General features: G+C 35.4%; 18 protein-coding genes, 1 tRNA gene, 1 rRNA gene and 1 riboswitch. Of the genes, 6 read left to right on the top strand and 14 right to left on the bottom strand.

Annotation, left to right across the window (positions count from 1 at the left end):
- Positions 1-81 precede the first annotated feature (81 nt).
- Positions 82-1,434: an MATE family efflux transporter gene (locus HBB17_RS12600; RefSeq protein ID WP_167957857.1), complete on the bottom strand. Its 1,353-nt coding sequence runs from the start codon at positions 1,432-1,434 to the stop codon at positions 82-84.
- Positions 1,435-1,707: 273 nt separating this feature from the next.
- Here HBB17_RS12600 and HBB17_RS12595 point away from each other — a divergent pair, with 273 nt between their 5' ends.
- Entirely contained in the window at positions 1,708-4,155 is a 2,448-nt protein-coding gene (locus tag HBB17_RS12595) for a bifunctional diguanylate cyclase/phosphodiesterase (RefSeq protein ID WP_167957856.1), read from the top strand.
- Positions 4,156-4,283: 128 nt separating this feature from the next.
- On the opposite strand, the gene HBB17_RS12590 is transcribed toward HBB17_RS12595, so the two are convergent.
- Together HBB17_RS12590 and HBB17_RS12585 are read right to left on the bottom strand one after the other, a co-directional pair.
- Positions 4,284-4,511 (bottom strand): HPr family phosphocarrier protein, encoded by a 228-nt coding sequence (locus HBB17_RS12590; protein WP_167957855.1) that lies wholly within the window; start codon positions 4,509-4,511, stop codon positions 4,284-4,286.
- Between the two features lie 217 nt (positions 4,512-4,728).
- Positions 4,729-4,875: a hypothetical protein gene (locus tag HBB17_RS12585; RefSeq protein WP_167957854.1), complete on the bottom strand. Its 147-nt coding sequence runs from the start codon at positions 4,873-4,875 to the stop codon at positions 4,729-4,731.
- Positions 4,876-5,104: 229 nt separating this feature from the next.
- Here HBB17_RS12585 and HBB17_RS12580 point away from each other — a divergent pair, with 229 nt between their 5' ends.
- Positions 5,105-5,311, top strand: coding sequence for a DUF6774 domain-containing protein (locus HBB17_RS12580; RefSeq protein ID WP_167957853.1), 207 nt, complete (start codon positions 5,105-5,107; stop codon positions 5,309-5,311).
- 114 nt (positions 5,312-5,425) lie between these two features.
- Here the strand turns inward: HBB17_RS12580 and HBB17_RS12575 are convergent.
- From HBB17_RS12575 to HBB17_RS12565, 3 genes are all read right to left on the bottom strand, one after another.
- Positions 5,426-5,498, bottom strand: a tRNA-Trp gene (locus HBB17_RS12575).
- A gap of 281 nt (positions 5,499-5,779) precedes the next feature.
- Positions 5,780-6,643 (bottom strand): cation diffusion facilitator family transporter, encoded by an 864-nt coding sequence (locus tag HBB17_RS12570; protein ID WP_334297185.1) that lies wholly within the window; start codon positions 6,641-6,643, stop codon positions 5,780-5,782.
- A gap of 176 nt (positions 6,644-6,819) precedes the next feature.
- Positions 6,820-6,912: riboswitch (NiCo riboswitch) on the bottom strand.
- Positions 6,913-7,068: 156 nt separating this feature from the next.
- Entirely contained in the window at positions 7,069-7,740 is a 672-nt protein-coding gene (locus HBB17_RS12565) for a cyclic nucleotide-binding domain-containing protein (RefSeq protein WP_167957851.1), read from the bottom strand.
- A 229-nt stretch (positions 7,741-7,969) separates the two neighbouring features.
- Here HBB17_RS12565 and HBB17_RS12560 point away from each other — a divergent pair, with 229 nt between their 5' ends.
- The 4 genes from HBB17_RS12560 (at position 7,970) to HBB17_RS12545 (ending at position 10,285) form a co-directional block, all read left to right on the top strand.
- A complete protein-coding gene (locus HBB17_RS12560; RefSeq protein WP_167957850.1) occupies positions 7,970-8,389 on the top strand; it encodes a DMT family transporter in 420 nt (139 codons plus the stop codon).
- Positions 8,390-8,406: 17 nt separating this feature from the next.
- Positions 8,407-8,862, top strand: coding sequence for a DMT family transporter (locus HBB17_RS12555; protein WP_167957849.1), 456 nt, complete (start codon positions 8,407-8,409; stop codon positions 8,860-8,862).
- Positions 8,863-8,924: 62 nt separating this feature from the next.
- Positions 8,925-9,614 carry a LiaF transmembrane domain-containing protein gene (locus HBB17_RS12550; RefSeq protein WP_167957848.1) on the top strand — a complete coding sequence of 230 codons (690 nt, stop codon included), beginning with the start codon at positions 8,925-8,927 and terminating at the stop codon, positions 9,612-9,614.
- Between the two features lie 104 nt (positions 9,615-9,718).
- Positions 9,719-10,285 (top strand): hypothetical protein, encoded by a 567-nt coding sequence (locus HBB17_RS12545; protein WP_167957847.1) that lies wholly within the window; start codon positions 9,719-9,721, stop codon positions 10,283-10,285.
- A 100-nt stretch (positions 10,286-10,385) separates the two neighbouring features.
- Here HBB17_RS12545 and HBB17_RS12540 read toward each other — a convergent pair whose 3' ends face one another.
- From HBB17_RS12540 to HBB17_RS12510, 8 genes are all read right to left on the bottom strand, one after another.
- Positions 10,386-11,450, bottom strand: a complete 1,065-nt coding sequence (locus HBB17_RS12540) for a U32 family peptidase (protein WP_330588225.1) — start codon at positions 11,448-11,450, stop codon at positions 10,386-10,388.
- 22 nt (positions 11,451-11,472) lie between these two features.
- On the bottom strand, positions 11,473-12,822 hold the full coding sequence (locus tag HBB17_RS12535; RefSeq protein ID WP_167957846.1) for a hypothetical protein: 1,350 nt from the start codon (positions 12,820-12,822) through the stop codon (positions 11,473-11,475).
- 295 nt (positions 12,823-13,117) lie between these two features.
- Entirely contained in the window at positions 13,118-13,924 is an 807-nt protein-coding gene (locus tag HBB17_RS12530; RefSeq protein ID WP_167957845.1) for an ABC transporter ATP-binding protein, read from the bottom strand.
- Positions 13,925-14,956, bottom strand: coding sequence for a FecCD family ABC transporter permease (locus tag HBB17_RS12525; protein ID WP_167957844.1), 1,032 nt, complete (start codon positions 14,954-14,956; stop codon positions 13,925-13,927).
- A complete protein-coding gene (locus HBB17_RS12520) occupies positions 14,953-15,951 on the bottom strand; it encodes a FecCD family ABC transporter permease (protein WP_167957843.1) in 999 nt (332 codons plus the stop codon). The genes HBB17_RS12525 and HBB17_RS12520 overlap by 4 nt, the downstream gene beginning before the upstream one ends.
- Positions 15,948-16,997 (bottom strand): iron-siderophore ABC transporter substrate-binding protein, encoded by a 1,050-nt coding sequence (locus HBB17_RS12515; protein WP_167957842.1) that lies wholly within the window; start codon positions 16,995-16,997, stop codon positions 15,948-15,950. Before HBB17_RS12515 ends, HBB17_RS12520 begins: the two co-directional genes overlap by 4 nt.
- A gap of 64 nt (positions 16,998-17,061) precedes the next feature.
- Positions 17,062-17,190 carry a hypothetical protein gene (locus tag HBB17_RS20650; RefSeq protein WP_274380787.1) on the bottom strand — a complete coding sequence of 43 codons (129 nt, stop codon included), beginning with the start codon at positions 17,188-17,190 and terminating at the stop codon, positions 17,062-17,064.
- 213 nt (positions 17,191-17,403) lie between these two features.
- Positions 17,404-17,517, bottom strand: a 23S ribosomal RNA gene (locus HBB17_RS12510); the annotation flags it as partial.

The following is a 17,517-nucleotide window of genomic DNA, read 5'->3' as shown; positions in this document are numbered from 1 at the left end:
TTTGTTTCTTAACTGTTAAATTGATCTACTTCATCACAAAATCATATTCACTTAATATTACTCATTCATGTCTACTTACTGCTACTTTTTCATGATTGCTTTGCTCTTCCAAATTCCACTGAAATATCGAATTTGACAAACCAAAGCGGTCACCGTCCAAGTTGCTCCTGATGTAATCCAAATTCCCCAATATCCAATGGAAGGAATCGAAGTCAATACATTGGCAAATACAATACGACAAGCTACTTCAGTGATTCCATTAATCATAGCAAATCTTGTATCCCCTGCACCATTGAGCAAAGCTCTTGGTACATAAATCATACCTAACGGGAAATAGCATAAACTCGTGATTCGTAATGCCTGCACTCCTAAATCAACCACAACTTCTTTTCTAACAAATGCTCTGATAATCGATGCACCAAATATATATGCTACTGGTAACATACAAAGGCTAAATATTAACGTTATAATGGTTGCCCGATGATACCCTTTCTTTACTCTCTGAATATTATTGGCTCCAATATTCTGTCCTGTATACGTTGTTACAGCCATTGCAAGAGAAGAATATGGTTGCTGGATCAACTGCTCGATACGTCCTGTAATCGTAAAGGTCGTCATAACATTGGCACCAAAACTATTAACAACACTTTGGAGTATAATACAGGATATTGCAATCAGTGAATTCTGTAATGCAATTGGTATACCTAACGATAATGATTTCATAATATAATATTTTTGAGGAACCATATACTCTCTCAGATTCTTAAAATAGGAGATTTTCTTGTAAGCAAATATAGTACAAGTAATGGCAGAAACAAACTGTGAGATAATGGTCGCAAGGCCAACACCAAATACCCCTAAATGAAAGATTAATACAAATGCCAAATCAAGTACTACATTAATAATACTAGCCAAAATCAAAAAGTAGATTGGTGTCCTTGAATCTCCTAACGCACGCATTATTGCCGATACACCATTATATGCTGCAATACCTATGATTCCCACACAGGTCACACGCATATAGGTTACTGCATCTGCAAGCAGATGATCTGGTGTTTTCATTAGCTTTAATATAGGAGGCGCTAGTACAATTCCTAGAACTCCAACTATGACAGAGGCTACAGAAAGTACATATATGGCATTGGCAATTGTTCTTCGAATACTCTCTGAATCACCTGCACCAAAATATTGTGCAACCATAATTCCAATACCAATTGCAATACCTGCACTTAATGAAAACATCAAAAATCCCACAGAACTACAAGTACCTACCGATGCAACTGCATCTGGTCCAATGAATTTACCAACTACGATCGTATCCACCATATTATATAACTGTTGAAACAGATTTCCAATTAATAATGGTAAAGCAAAAGCGATTATATGTCTTGTCGGATTTCCCTTTGTCATATCTCTTTCAATTGCATGTGCCATAGCTTCACCCCCACTTTTTATTAAAACAAAAACCATCTATATAGATTTTGTTTTCTTCTCTTTGTTTTTATTCATTATAGTTCAAAGCTCCTAGTAATTCTAACATTTTCATTGCATTTACTAACAAATTCATTGCAACTTCGAATAAAAAAAGCATCTTTTATGAATATTTCTGTTGATTTTCCTTATTTTTCTTGCTAAAATACTAATATACAATATTTGGTAATTCCTGTAGATTTTTCATAATAATTACAATTGAAAGGGCCAGTGTAAATGAAAACAAAATTAAACACTATCTTAATCATCTTTTCCATACTTCCACTAATCGTTATCACTACGATTACATTGTTTGTTTATGGAAAGAAGATAGAATCCGATCGTTATAAAGACCTCCTATCAAGCGTAAGGTCCGGTTCCGAGATTATATCTTGTATCCTTCGTACCCAGGAATCGGAATTATCTTTTCTTGCTCGACAGAATGAGATTGTATCCATCTGTACCACTACGGAGACACAGAATCGTTACGAAAACATTTACCAGGAGTTGCAAAAAGATCTGTTACAGAAACTACACCTTAATCCGAACTATGAGATGCTAACGATATATGATCATAAGGGTGATGTACTTGCTACCACAAGTAGCTTGGAAAATTACCAGAATGTTTCCTCATCCCTACTAATTCAAACAATTACAAAGACCAAGGAAACTGCAATTGGTTCTGTTCAAAAAGGAACCTATCAAACGATTCCAGCTGATAATACTCTTTTCGAAATTGGTGCTCCTATATTTCAGCAACAGAGTAACCATATTGTTGGCTATCTTGTCTTAACTGTAGACGTAGCCTTTTTAGAAGATTATCTATCTGGTCTTGAATTGGGAGATTCAAATTATTCCTGTATTATTGATCAAACGGGAGAAACACTTTTATCACATGGGGATGGACAGGCCTTTCAAAAGAAGGGAGAGGATTTTTCCTCCTTCTTTTTACATGCCATCCGTGTCAAACCAACAAAGGGAACATTTCATATGGGTTCTTCCTACTCTGGTGCTATCTATTCTTATTACTATCTAGAGAATATGCAATGTTATTTTGTAATTGGACAAAATGTAAATCTGTTTCATACGGTTTATTCTTATGCAATAACAATCGTCCTCATCTGCATAATAATATTACTCATTACCATACTTATATCAAGCCGAAAGATTGCCCAAAGCTTTACTTCTCCTCTTCTGAACCTACGAGATTGTATGAGACAGGCTGCCGATGGCAATTTAACCGTATTATGTAATGTGAAATCCAAAGATGAATTTGGCGAACTTTCCAGAAGTTTTAACAAAATGCTTCATATCATTAAATCCAACTACGATGAACTATCTTTTATACATAAAAAATTACTTGTAAAAGAAGAACAGCTACGCTCCAATTATGAACACATAGAGTTTCTTGCATACCACGATTCCTTAACTCGACTGCCAAACAAAGCTGCCTTTTACGACTATCTCAGTAAAACGTTAAATTCCGAACCTGGTTGTTCCCAAGCACATGCAATCTTCTTTGTTGACTTGGATAACTTTAAAAATGTAAATGACACCTTAGGACATGATTATGGAGATGAATTGCTAATTCAAACTGCGAAACGACTGAACTATTTCATTAAAGGTCAAGATGTTTTAGCTCGTGCAGGTGGAGATGAATTCTTATTCTTTAAAACCAATATCGCTTCACAAGATGACGCCCTCGACCTTGCCAAGATGATCCTTGAAACATTCAAAGACCCTGTCAATATCAACGGTACATTCATATATATATCCATGAGTATTGGAATCTCCCTCTACCCACTTAATGGAATCCAATACAATACGCTAATCAAAAACGCTGATATTGCCATGTATCGTTCGAAAGACACTGGAAAAAACCGACTTACTCTTTTTGATGATAGTATGCAGCAAGAAATTAGCCGACACTCTGAAATTATTGAAATTCTTCGTCATGCAATTGAAAATAATGAAATTTATCTTGTATACCAGCCACAATTTGACTTAAATCTTGAAAGAATTATTGGCTTTGAAGCATTAATGCGAATTCGCAGTGCGAAACTTGGAGAACTGTCCCCAACAGAGTTCATCCCCATCGCAGAAGAAAGTGGAATGATCAATGATCTTGGCCAATGGGCATTGCGAGAAGCTTGTAACTTTAACCGCCATCTGCAGAATAGTGGTTTTCCATATTGCACTGTTGCGGTCAATATCTCTACTATTCAATTGAACCAAAAAGGATTTGCAAATCTTGTACTTGATACTATAAAAGAAACAGGACTTTCCCCTGAATACCTTGAATTAGAGATAACAGAAAGTGCCATTGCCTCCTCAATTCGTGATGCGGTTTCCATACTTGAAGAACTCCAACGAATTGGTATTCGTATATCCTTAGATGACTTTGGAACAGGCTATTCTTCCTTAAATTATCTAACGCAAATGCCGATCAATACTCTTAAGATCGATAAGGCTTTTATAGATAAGATTAACTTGAATAAAAAGGATAATTATGTTGCGGAAGCAATCATATCTCTTGCACACAATCTTGAAGTTAAAGTTGTTGCAGAAGGTGTTGAAGATCCAAACCAACTAAATCTATTAAGAGAAAAACAATGTGATCTGATACAGGGATACCTATATAGTAAACCACTGCATCCTGAAGAATTAATCCATATACTTTCATAGTTCCTATTATTCAGCGTTTAACGTTTTAATACTTGTATGCAAACATTATTTATTTTTTATAGTCCCAAAACAAAAAGGAACCATCATGAAATGATGATTCCTTTGTTTGTTAGCACTGTTGTTACGGCTTACATAACAGCATATTTTTTCAATGTATTGGAAAAAGCTTCATCGTATCCGTGGCAAGATACGGTTAATGACTTTTGTAATCCCATGCTAAGTACTCCTAAAAATGACTTTGCATCGACAATGATTCTTTGATAAATAACATCGATATCAAAATCACATTTCTCAGCGGCTGATACTAATTCCTTTACATCTTCTGGTGCCTGTAATTTAATTTCTACAGCTTCCATAAACACGACTCCTTTAATTGCAATAGAAAGTGGCGAATAACTCTATTGCGTATACATTACTATAAGTTTCTTTTAAGTGAATGTTATAGTTATAACATATTTAGCCAATTTAGTCAAACGATAAAATGACAAAAATTTCTATAAAAACTTATACAAACTATACTAATTTGCCACTTTTTATGATATCATATGATACGCTTTTTAAAAATGTTCACAATTATCTCCTATTTCCTTGTCTTCCTATCCCTTCTTCACGTACATTATGGGTCTGATTTTGATTTTCTACTTTAACTTTATTCGTTACACTATTGAATAATTCTCTCTCCTTTTTTTCTTCCAGTTTCATTTTTTCCTTCTCGTTCATTTTAATTCTACTCCTTTCAAGCATCTGATCATTACATATCGCATCCTATGCATCTTTCCACTTATTCCAAGTATTAACTCTATATTATGCAACACAATTAAGCACTATACGTAACTAGTATAGTTAGAATTGAAATTATTATACTTACACCTTAATAATTATCTGTGAATAATGACAACCATATATATCATATATACCTAATAAATATTCAAATATAGGTGGAACAAACATGAATTCTTGTAATCTTGTTGCTTCTCTTACTGGAATTGCTTGTACACTATCCCAGTGTCTTTCAGAGGAAGAGTTAAATTTATTATCAGCTTCTTTGGTTCAATTAGGTGATACGATCGTAGCAATTCTAGCTAATGAAAGTTATCTAGAAGCATGCTGTAAAAGTACAAAAGAGAATGACCAAAATAAATCGTGTAACAATTAACAAATACGAATACGATGTTATGATTCTTTTGAGGTGACACCGTTTATGGCACTGTTTATCTATTTTATCGTCAAATAAAGCCTTGCAAACACAATGTTTACAAGGCTTTTATAACAGGGGCAGTAGGATTTGAACCCACGACCTGCGGTTTTGGAGACCGATATTCTACCAGCTGAACTATACCCCTATATTCAATTGTCTCTTAATGAGTAGCTCATCAACAGTACTTCTATATAATACAATAAGTTGTTTTAATTGTCAATATAATTTTAAATATTTATTCATTTTTTTTTATTTCTTTCTTTATCTACATTTTTCATCTAATCACGAGAGAGAAAGCGCCAGCTTTCCAGACGCTTTCCCTCTCTATTACAACTGCTATTGTTTTATTTCTTATCCGAAATATCTTCTTCCTTCTTAACTAGAGAGCATCGATACGATTGATCTTCGCTTTCTTTGAACATTTTTTTACTTTTCCTTCTCTTCTTCTGGATTCACATGAACCATACAATGTTTTACACTGACAAATTCTCTTTCTACGGCATCATGTACCATTTCTGCTATATGATGTGTCTCATTCAATGTTTTTGAACCATCAGCAACAATTTCAATATCCACATAAATCTTTGCTCCAAATAATCGAGTACGTAAACTATCAATACCAAGTACCCCCTCCTGTGCTAAGATGACTTTTCGCATTTTAGTACTAATCTCTTCATCACAAGATTTATCTACTAATTTATCAATAGAATCTTTGAAGATATCAAAGGATGCTTTGGCAATAAAGACACAAATTACAACACTTGCCACTGAATCCAAAACAGGGTATCCAATTCTTGCTCCTGCAATACCTACAAATGCTCCAATTGAGGATAACGCATCCGAACGATGATGCCAAGCATCTGCCATAAGAGCTCCTGAATTGATCTTCTTTGCTGCTGCCCTCGTATACCAATACATCCATTCCTTTACCACTATGGATACTACTGCTGCAACCAGCGCTAATAATCCTGGTACTGCCAGTTCTGTGTAATTACCTGATATAATCTTTGTAATTCCCGTATAGCCAATTCCTATTCCTGTTGCCAATAAAACCACAGCCAAGAAAATAGATGCGATACATTCCAGTCTCTCATGACCATATTGATGATCCTCATCTGAACTTTTTCCAGCAATCGACACGCCAATAATAACAATAAATGTACTAAATACATCCGATGCAGAATGTATTGAATCAGAGATTATCGCCCCTGAATGCCCAACAATACCTGCTAGTAATTTAGCCACAGACAGAAGCACATTTACAATAATACTAACTTTTGAAACCCGCATTGCTAGCTTCGTACTTTCCAATGTTTGGACGCTTTGTGTTTCAGTCTGTTGTGATTTTTCTGTTTGACTTTTTGTTTGTTCCATAAATAGTTACCTCCATAATTAAGATAGCCCTATGTCACTTGCAATTGTCGTTCCATAAAAAAAACACCCATGGAACAATAATTTAAGTAAACTACTGTCCCACAGATGTATATATGTTTCATCTGCTGCCATAATAGTATGGCCCGGCTCCACGATAAATTCGTCGCCTGCTCAGTTTGTACTGTAGGTTTATATGCAGTGCAAAGAGTATGATATTTTTATTCTAAGCAAATTCGTATCATTTGTCAATCAAATTTATTATCTAAAATGATTTCTACCCCAGCAAATATTTTAAAGTCTTGTATTCCATAGCTATATAAAAATATGATATGACTTTACCTCTATTTATAGACTCGCTCACCTAATTCCAGTAGTTTTTTTTGTTCTATAATAGAATAACCCTTTCCTTCTTTTTTCATGTAGCCATATTCACAAAACTTTTTGATACATCGTAGCAAATGCCGATAACTTGTTCCCAATAACTCCGCCGTCTGAACGAGATTTTCTGAAAAAATATCTTCTTTTTCCATTGATAAGATATATGCTGCCAAGCGATTTTCTAGAGGATATAATAGGTTTCTTGCACTATTATTGGATATTCCGCTAAGTTTCGAGGCTAAATGGTTGGAGATTCCCCTTAGTAAACGGTTATCTTGTAATAATTCCTCACGATAATTCAATAATGAGATTCGTAAACAATACACTTGTGTCATACATTCTACATTACATTGAATAGGAGTCCCTAATATGAATTCCACGTCACCGATCAGATCAAACGTATCATAAAAGGAGAACAAAAGAGATTTTCCTGTTTCCATCATCGTATATACCTTCGCTTTTCCTACCAAAAAGAAATAGAGATAACGAAGTTCATCTCCTGCACGACATACGAATTCTCCCTGACGGAACTGACACAATTGAAGTTCATATCTTCTTTCCATCGTAAGGATTTTATCAATTGCATACTTCTTAACATATGTTTCAATTATTGCGTTATCCTGTATCTGTATCATATTGCCCCTCTCCAATCGTATTTCTTTTCTCAACTAGATTATCTTTGCAGATTTATGGTCTAAAGAAATCGATATACACTACGTATGTATACATGAAATATCTTTTTCCTATACTATGACATATGTCATATACTTCTGCAAGGATTCTTTTTATAATCAAAGAAAATACTTTATAACAAAGTGCACATCCCCCCGAAGGGTTTATATAGCCGTTTAGAAAGGAGCTACTATGATACAATTACTAGCGATACTTAATGGTATCCTTATTACCACCATGACAACCATGAATGGTGATTTAGCAGCACAAATAGGAAATTATCATGCCACGGTCTTTATTCACTTATCAGGACTTCTACCTATTGCAGTCCTTTATTGGAGACAACACAAACGTACACCACAAACACAGGAAAAGATTCCTCTCTATCTTTACTCTGGTGGAATCATTGGTGTTTTGACTGTAGTATTTACCAATGTTGCGATCAATAAACTTGGTGTCACTGTGACACTTGGTATTTGTTTATTTGCACAAACCGTCATCTCACTGATCTTTGATCATTTTGGATTATTAGGAATGAAAAAGCACCCCTTCAACAAGCATAAGTTAATTGGCTTAAGCTGTATCTGTCTAGGCATTTTTGCAATGCTTTAATCGAAAGGAGAATCACTATGGAATTATTAGCAGCTTTTGCCTGTGGTATTACCATTGTAATAAGCCGTACCACCAATGCGCAGTTAGGAAAAAGCATTCGGATATCGGCTAGTACATTTTATAACTATTTAACTGGAAGTGTGGTAGCCCTTCTGTTCTTATTGTTGTCAAAAGAAACTCTACCAGCACTTTCCCTCCCAAAAACATGGTCTGGTACCCTCATGTATCTTGGTGGAATTGTGGGCGTATTATCCGTCTCCCTCTCAAACTATGTTACCCCGAGAATTTCCGCATTTCAATTGACAATCATCTTATTCATCAGCCAGATCTTTACTGGATTACTCATCGATTGGTTGCGCTACAATACCTTATCCATAGGGAAACTTATTGGTGGTATCTTAATCATCTTTGGATTGGTTTATAATACCTATATTGATAGCAAACAAATGAATGAATCAAACTTGAACATATGACAAATGTAACTTGCTTATGGACTGTAAATACGCTACTCTATAGATAGAAAGGGGAGATAATTATGAGAAAAACTTTGTCTTCAACCCTATGGGGATTATTCTTCATAAGTATTGGAATACTAATTGTCGGTAACATTGTGAATTTCTGGGATGTGACCTTATTCTTTGATGGATGGTGGACATTATTCCTTATCATACCATGTGCTATACGAATTATATCCGATGGTATTCATATAAGTCCTGTAATTGGATTAACCATTGGTATCCTTCTTTTATTAATGAGACAAGATGTGATCGACCATGCAATGACAGGTAAATTAATCATACCAATCATCTTTGTGATTATCGGTCTTGGTATTATCTTCAAGAATATGGCACGCAATACGATTCACAATAACATTCATGATTTTGAGATTCACTATGATAAGAATTCTTCATACTATACGACTGTTTTTCACTCAAGAAAAATCTATGTACCTAATGAACCATTCTATGGAGCATCCTTGAATTCCGTATTTGGTGATCTACTGATTGATCTTACTGGTGCCATTGTTACACAAGACATTGTGATACACTGTTCCTGTGCATTTGGCGATATTCAGCTTCTTGTACCACCAACAGTAAATATTAAACCTTCTGGTACACAAGTATTTGGTTCATTAAAAAATCATGCTTCTACTGTCCAAAATGCGAATAAACCAACCATTTATATTGATTATTCAGCAGTTTTCGGTGAAATTGTGATTCGCTAATTCCCCGTATATTCGCATTAATATAGTAAAATGTCTTTATTGATAATACTCTGGATTTGCTATATAATTACAATAATAGATATTATGTCGAAAGGGGCAAATAAATGAGCGAAAACAATAAAGCACTTCTATCACAGAAAGAAATTGATACCTTGGTTCAATTCTTAATTGATCAAAAAAAAGGATTGCAAACTACTGTTCTTACCCAAGAAAGCATTGATAAGCTAGTACAATTACTATCCAATAAGGATTTTGATCTATTAAAATTTGACATCGCTGGTATTACGGAAAAAACTGAAAATGAAACGGAAGAAGTATTAAGCAATTTAGTGGATTATGATTGTACTCTTACATATGAATTACAGTTCGAAGTACACCATAATGTAATTACGTTATCTGCTATTCATACCGACTCCAATACGATTCTTCCAATCACCCCTAAATCATTAGAACTGATCTCCATTATTGATGATGATACAAACTGGGGTTGCTGTATTGATCCAATTTTATTTGATAAGATTGCTACAGTTTTTCATTTTAAATACAAACGTGCTACGTTAGAAGCTGTTACTCGTTTATTTGCAGAAAAGATTTATGGAGACTCCACATATGAGTTACCAAACATCTATCGTCCTTCCACATTAAGTGTAGCACAAAATTTAATTGATTAATGATATGTATTGGACAACATCTAGCCAATTTTAAAAGGTCATCTATGCTGTATAACATAGATGACCTTTTTATGATACATATTGTCATACTTATTCACCATCAATCTGCGTTCTCTATTTCTTCTCGATAATAACAAACTTGTGAACAGCTGCCATTCATGATCTTGTATCGAATTTCTTGTCTAAATTCATTTTCATTTTCTATATCTTCAGACAATTCCATTGCTCTTTTTAATTGTTTAATGTCCTCTTGCATGAAACTTGGATAGTTGCCCCGACCAACTAATTTAAGATGGGTAATCCCTGCTTTTTGAAGTTGCTTTAATGCACACAATCCACAACCTGTTTTTCCTGTTTGATAATGAAAGGTTTCCTCTTGGGATTCCTTCCACATTGGCTCTTCCATTCTTTTTCCTATTTGGTTTTTTGTCTGTTTCTCAATTCTTTTCAGTTCATAAGGTACTTTACATAAGTGTGGTAGTTCATCACAATGAAGAGAATTACAATAGGCGCCTGTAAAATGACACCATTCATTCAAGATAAATGCTTCGTATTCAGTGGATTTGTTCTTACGCTCATCGATACAAGATCTCATATCTTCAATTGTATTCTTACGATGAAAGATGTAACGCTCGATATCAAATGAATCTAACATTTCCATCATTGGTCGATTTACCTCTGCCATCTCCCCGCTTATATGCACTTTGCATTGGATTCCTTGCCTTCTTATATAATTTAATAATGCCAGATCAGCAATAATAAATGTGTCAAATCCGATCTCCATACAGTCCTGAATCATTTCTGCAATAATTGCATATTGCTCTGGTATATAATAGAGGGAATTCAGTGTAATCTGTATAGGTTTCCCATACTTCTCCATCATATGCCCTAATATCTTCAATTCACTACGTGAACCAATCTGAACTTGACAGCATACAACTTCTCTTCTATTAAGTGGAAGGAACACGCCGTATTTTCTTAACCACTCATAAGGAACATAGCCACAAAAGAATTCATCTGCCCCTGCTTTTACATAGGGGATATATTCATCAACTGATCCTAATCCTGATACAATCTTCATTTTCTTCTTTCCTTTGTTATTAACTTTGTTATTAACTTCATTTATAGAGATTATTCCTCCAAACCACACATCAATTGACGCCATTCTAGATATGTCCGCCCAATGATTACAGCAAGTTGGAAACAATTCTTGTTAGTCCTTGTGCAACATACGCTTGTAAAATGGTGTACTCTTTCAGAATCTGGTCATCCAGACCAAAAAGTGTATTATAGTACCCTACCATCTTCAAATGTTTTGGATATAGAAACACCCATTCTCTACAATAATATGGGCAATTCTTTACTAGCTTCTGTTTTCCACGATCTCCGTTATGACACTTTGCATATAAGGTACAGTACTGTGATGTATTCGTTTGATAATATGGAAAATGAAGATGTGCCTTTCTATTGTTCAACTTGATTGGATAACTACAACTCTCATATTCATATTCCTGTACACCATAGGAATCCAGCAATTCCTGATACTCCTTGGTATTTAAAGCATTTTCTTTAAGTAAAGAGGCTTGCTGTTCATATCCCAATTTGTAAGAAAGCCTTGGGTCTTTTCTTCGTTTATTCAATAATTCACCCAATGATATCTTGAACCATTTCTCTTTCCCTACTAGTAATTGTAATAATCCAAGATCATTTACTACAATCTCCATTACCACTTGATATCTGGTACACCATTCTTCTAACCGTTCTAATAACCTCTTAGTGGTTTCCACATAACAATCCCGAAGATACGAGAATACTACAACAATCTGTGTACCATTGTTTCTAGCCTTCTCCATCATAGTAAATAACTCTTTTTCCTTTGGAAACAGCTTATGACAAAAAGTATTTCCAATATAGATACACCCAACCTTTTTCTTGGATATGGGATGCCATTCTAGATTCTGTTGCTCCCAATAATATTTACAATAATCCTCCCAATCTTTTTCCATATACGATGTGTATCGATCTGGCCTGTCTATTGCAATGGCTAATTCCAGGTTATTCATCACTTGTATCCATTGTTTTTTATCTTCTTCAACCAGTTTTCTTTCTTCAAACCATTCTCTACGTTGTTCTTCAAAAGTTTCCATGAAAGTCTCATCAAATTCCACGGGATATCCTGCAATTTCACTAGCACAATAAGAGTCATCCATGCTCTTACAAGTAATATACTTTCCATACTCTCTCAATAGACGCCCCGTTCGCTCACGATACTCGTTATCATTTGTCTTAATTTCTATTACATAAAAGAATTCCTTCTCTTCAATTTCATTAACTTGAAACTCCTGTAGAGTCCTTTCTTCGTATACGCTATCCTCAAGAAAAAAGTAATTTACTTGAATCCTTTGAATATCCTCGATTCTATTATCAATTCGAAAAATAAATCCTTCCATTCCCAATTCCAGAATCTGTGCCTCTTCCCCATCAATCAAACAGGAAACCATACTAGATGGAAGATCTTTCACACCATTTTCTATCACAATTACGCTCTCCCTCTACCTTCATAACTATTTTGAATACTAGAGCAGTTAATTCTATCATCTTTGTTAAAACCAAACACCCACCATATGTGTTCTAACATACTTTTCCCGATTCTCTAGTAATATACACTTATTATAGCAGTTACATATTCCAATGCCTATCCAAAGATATCATATTGTTTCACATTCTTATTGTCCTTATCATAGCATAAAAGCAATTGCAAATAGTGGATTAATACCAACGATTCAATCCACCTTATTTACAATTGCTTTTTACTCTAAACTATTCTATTATTTAAACTGCTTTTTCTACATGATGTCTACCTTTTGGTACGATAAATGGTGTGCCAGATATGGGATCTTTTATTACGGTACAAGCCAGATCAAATACATTCTTAATTAATTCTTCCGTTATAACTTCTTCTGGTGCACCCTCAGATACTAGATTCCCATTTTTCAAGGCAAACATATAGTCTGCATATCTTGCAGATAGGTTGATGTCATGTAAAACCATAACAATCGTTGTTCCACGTTTCCTATTAAGATCCGTTAATAGATCTAAGATTTCGACTTGATGGGTAATGTCAAGATAAGTCGTTGGTTCGTCAAGTAACAAGATATCAGTTTGTTGTGCCAAAGCCATAGCAATCCACACCCTCTGCCTCTGTCCGCCTGATAATTCATCCACATGACGGTCCGCCAATTCTGTAATTCCCATAATCTGCAATGCTTCTTCCACTGCATCAAAGTCCTTCTTTGTCATTCCTTTGAACGCTGTTTGATGTGGGAATCGTCCTCTCATTACTAAGTCTGCTACCTTAATCCCTTCTGGTACAATTGGCGTTTGTGGAAGTAATCCTAATACCTTGGCTAATTGTTTTGATGGAATAGAAGATATTTTCTTCTGATCAAGTACAATATCACCACTACTTGCTTTCATTAATCTTGCAAATGTCTTTAGCAATGTGGATTTGCCACATGCATTTGCACCAATAATAACACTGATCTTATTACTTGGAATTGTGACATCAATGCCATTTAATATAATCTTTTTGTCATAACCGGTAACAACCGCTTTTGCTTGATATTCATGTTGAATCATTTATGCCACTCCTCTCTTATTCATACTGATTAGTAATATGATCAAATATGGAGCTCCTACAATACCAGTAATCACACCCACTGGAAATCTTGTGCTAAACGCAAACTGTCCAATAAGATCTGCGCCTAATACAAGGGAGGCACCGACCAATGCCGCTGCAATCACACTTGGATTACCAGCTCCAATTAATTTCTTTGCAATTGGTCCTGCTAAAAATGCTACAAATGCAATAGGTCCTGTTACTGCTGTTGCAAATGCTACCAAAAACACGGAACATACAATAAGGATTACTCTAGTCTGATTCGTATTAAGTCCCAATGCAATTGCATACTCTTCTCCTAGCTCTAATATGTGAAGATGTCTTGTAAGTATTAGTAATATACTACCTATTCCAAGTACAACATACACGAGCCTTGGCACATTTTTCATCTGTGCACCATTCAAGCTTCCACTTAACCATCGCATTGCTCCAGCGACATCATATTGATTTGCTCGTAACAAGAGAAAAGAAATGACTGAACTTAACATTGCTTGCATTCCTATTCCTACTAAGATTAATCTTCCACCTGAAAAACTTCCTCTTCCTGATAGAAGATAGATTAATATAGCAACTGCTATTCCTGCAACTAACGAAACGATCGATACTATATTACCGCTTAATTTCAACATCAAGATACAATATACCGCCGCTACACTTGCACCTGAAGTTACACCAATTATATCTGGGCTTGCTAATGGATTTCTTAATATTGTTTGAAACGTATTACCAGCCATTCCAAAAGCCATACCTACCAATAAACCGATCAACATTCTTGGTAAACGTACTGAACCAATTGCAAAAGTAGCCCCTTTTATATCCTTCCCCAGAAGAACATGCACAACTGTATCAACAGAATATCTTGTATTTCCGTATAGGAGCATGGTAATGCTAAGAATAAGAGTTAGCAACAACAATCCCATTGTAACAATCACCATTCGCCTTCTTCTCTTGCTATACCCTTCTCTTAAAAAGCTATGTTCTTTTGTAATCATAATGCACGTACCTTAGCCTTTCTAGCAATCACAATCAGAATAGGTGCTCCTAAAAATGCAGTTATTATGCCAACTTCCAACTCACTTGGACTTCCAACCACTCTTCCGATAATGTCAGCCACTAATAATAAGATTGCTCCTCCTATTGCTGACATTGGCATTATCCTTCTCATATTGGGTCCAACAATCAAACGCATAGTATGCGGTATCATTAATCCTACAAATCCAATTGGGCCGGCAAGTGCTGTAATTGCGCCACACAATAATACCCCTGCACATGCACCAATCAAACGGATTATTCCGGTATTTACACCTAATCCAGTTGCTACCTCATCCCCTAAAGCAAGGATATCCAGTGCCGGTATACAAAGTAGACTAATAATGATACCAACCATGATAAATGGTAATACCGCTCTTATTCCCTCCCAAGTTGCGCCACTTACACTACCAACTTGCCAAAAACGATAGGCATTCATAACATCCGTACGCGGTAATGTCATTGCACTAATCAAGGAGGACAAAGCAGCACTAGTTGCAGCACCTGCCAACGCTAGTTTAATAGGCGTTGTTCCTCCACTGCCTATAGAAGCTATTCCGTATACAAAAATTGCTGTAATACCTGCACCTAATAATGCAAGCCATATATATTGGTTAGCAGAACTAATTTGAACAAATGTAATACCTGCTACTACAAATAAAGAAGCCCCTGTATTTACACCCAATATACTAGGATCAGCAATAGGATTACGTGTTATTGCCTGCATGATTGCTCCAGAAACACCAAGAGAGGCGCCTGCTATCAAACAAAATATAGTTCTTGGTATTCGCTCTCGTACTACCAATGACGCAAATGAAGTATCTTCGATATGGAACAGTGCAAAGATAACTTCCTTCCATTCTATATATTTGGCGCCAAATGCAAGGGAAGTTAGCATACATCCTACTAATAAGAATAGGCTAATTCCCATTACAACGCCTAATCTCTTTTGTTTCATCGTACGTTGTTAGCAGCTTCTCCAAGTAAAGCAAGATACGTATCAATTGTTGAAGGAATCGATAAAGCACTTGGTGTACAAGATGCTGCTAAAGCTGTACCATCTTCAACAAGAGCAACCGCACCATTCTTCACTGCTGGAACTGTACCAACTAAAGGATCTGCTTGCATTGCTTCTAATAACGTCTGGTCTCCATATACAACCATAACATCAACATCTGATAATAAATCAAGATTTTCAGCACTTAATTCAACAGAAAAACTATCACTGCTTTCTGCAATCTTATAAACACTTTCTGGGAATGCAAGTCCTAAATCTGTTAAATACGCTGCACGAGGATCTGTTGGTAAATAGATATAGAATTTTCCTAAGTCCGCAGGATTGAAGTAAAAGAAAGCTGCTGTTTTTCCTTCTAATTGTGTATAAGCGCTTGCTTTTTCAGCAATTAACTCATCTAAAGAAGCGACAAGTGCATTTCCTTCTTCTTCTTTCCCCATACCTTTTGCATCTAATTGAATCTGCTCACGCCATTTTGTTTGCCATGCATTAGTTTGATATGCAACAACAGGTGCAATCTGACTAAGTAGATCATAATCTTCTTGTGTTATTCCCGAATAAGCTGCCAGGATCACATCTGGTTTTGCATCGCTTATTGCTTCAAAATCCAAACTATCTGTGTCATCAAAAAGAACAGGTGATTCTACTCCTAATTCCGTAAGTTTCTCAGCCGTCCATGGTAATAAACCACTGTCATCTGTTACTCCGTAATTCGCTTTAGACATACCTACTGGAACTACGCCAAGTGCCAACGGAACATCTTGATTTCCCCAAGCTATTGTAACAATTCGTTCTGGCTCTTTTTCTAGTACAGTCTCTCCAAAAGCATGTTCAATTGTCATTGGATAAGTTGTACTATCATTGGTTGTTTCCTCTATGTTAACAGTTTCATTTTCTTGCAGATTTACATTATTACTTGTCTTTGAACAACCTGCAAATATAGTAGCACATGTTAATGCTAATGCTACACTAAGTATTTTCTTTTTCATTCTATGTCTCCTTATTTCTACATTTTTCGGTTAGCTTAAGCTAACTTAGGATACCATAGAATAACTACCACGTCAATCCTTCTAAATGATACATTTTATCACTAATATACTTCCAATCGTCCTTTTCGTATATTTCTAATTCCACAATATTCTTATCATCTAAAATTATTGCTGTATATACATGATTAACCATCAATGTCTATGCAAATTCCCAATTCTCTTTACTTTCTTCTTTTACTTTCTTTTTATACTTTTTACTCTTTTACTTTTTATTCTTATATATAAACACAAAAAAACTCTAAGAGCTCTTATACCCTTAGAGTTTTGCTTTTCTCTTATATCTTCAAAACTACACATTGATTCATGACTTCCACCATCTTTGCTTCCATCATGTGTCAGATTCTTTTTGGTTAAGCCCTCGACCTATTAGTAACAGTCAACTACATGTGTTACCACACTTCCATCTCTGTCCTATCAACCTGATCGTCTTTCAGGGGTCTTACTAGCTTATGCTATGGGA

The sequence above is a fragment of the Anaerosporobacter faecicola genome (genome assembly GCF_012070565.1).
GTDB classification, from domain to species: domain Bacteria; phylum Bacillota; class Clostridia; order Lachnospirales; family Lachnospiraceae; genus Anaerosporobacter; species Anaerosporobacter faecicola.
This window is presented reverse-complemented; position numbering and strand designations above follow the sequence as displayed.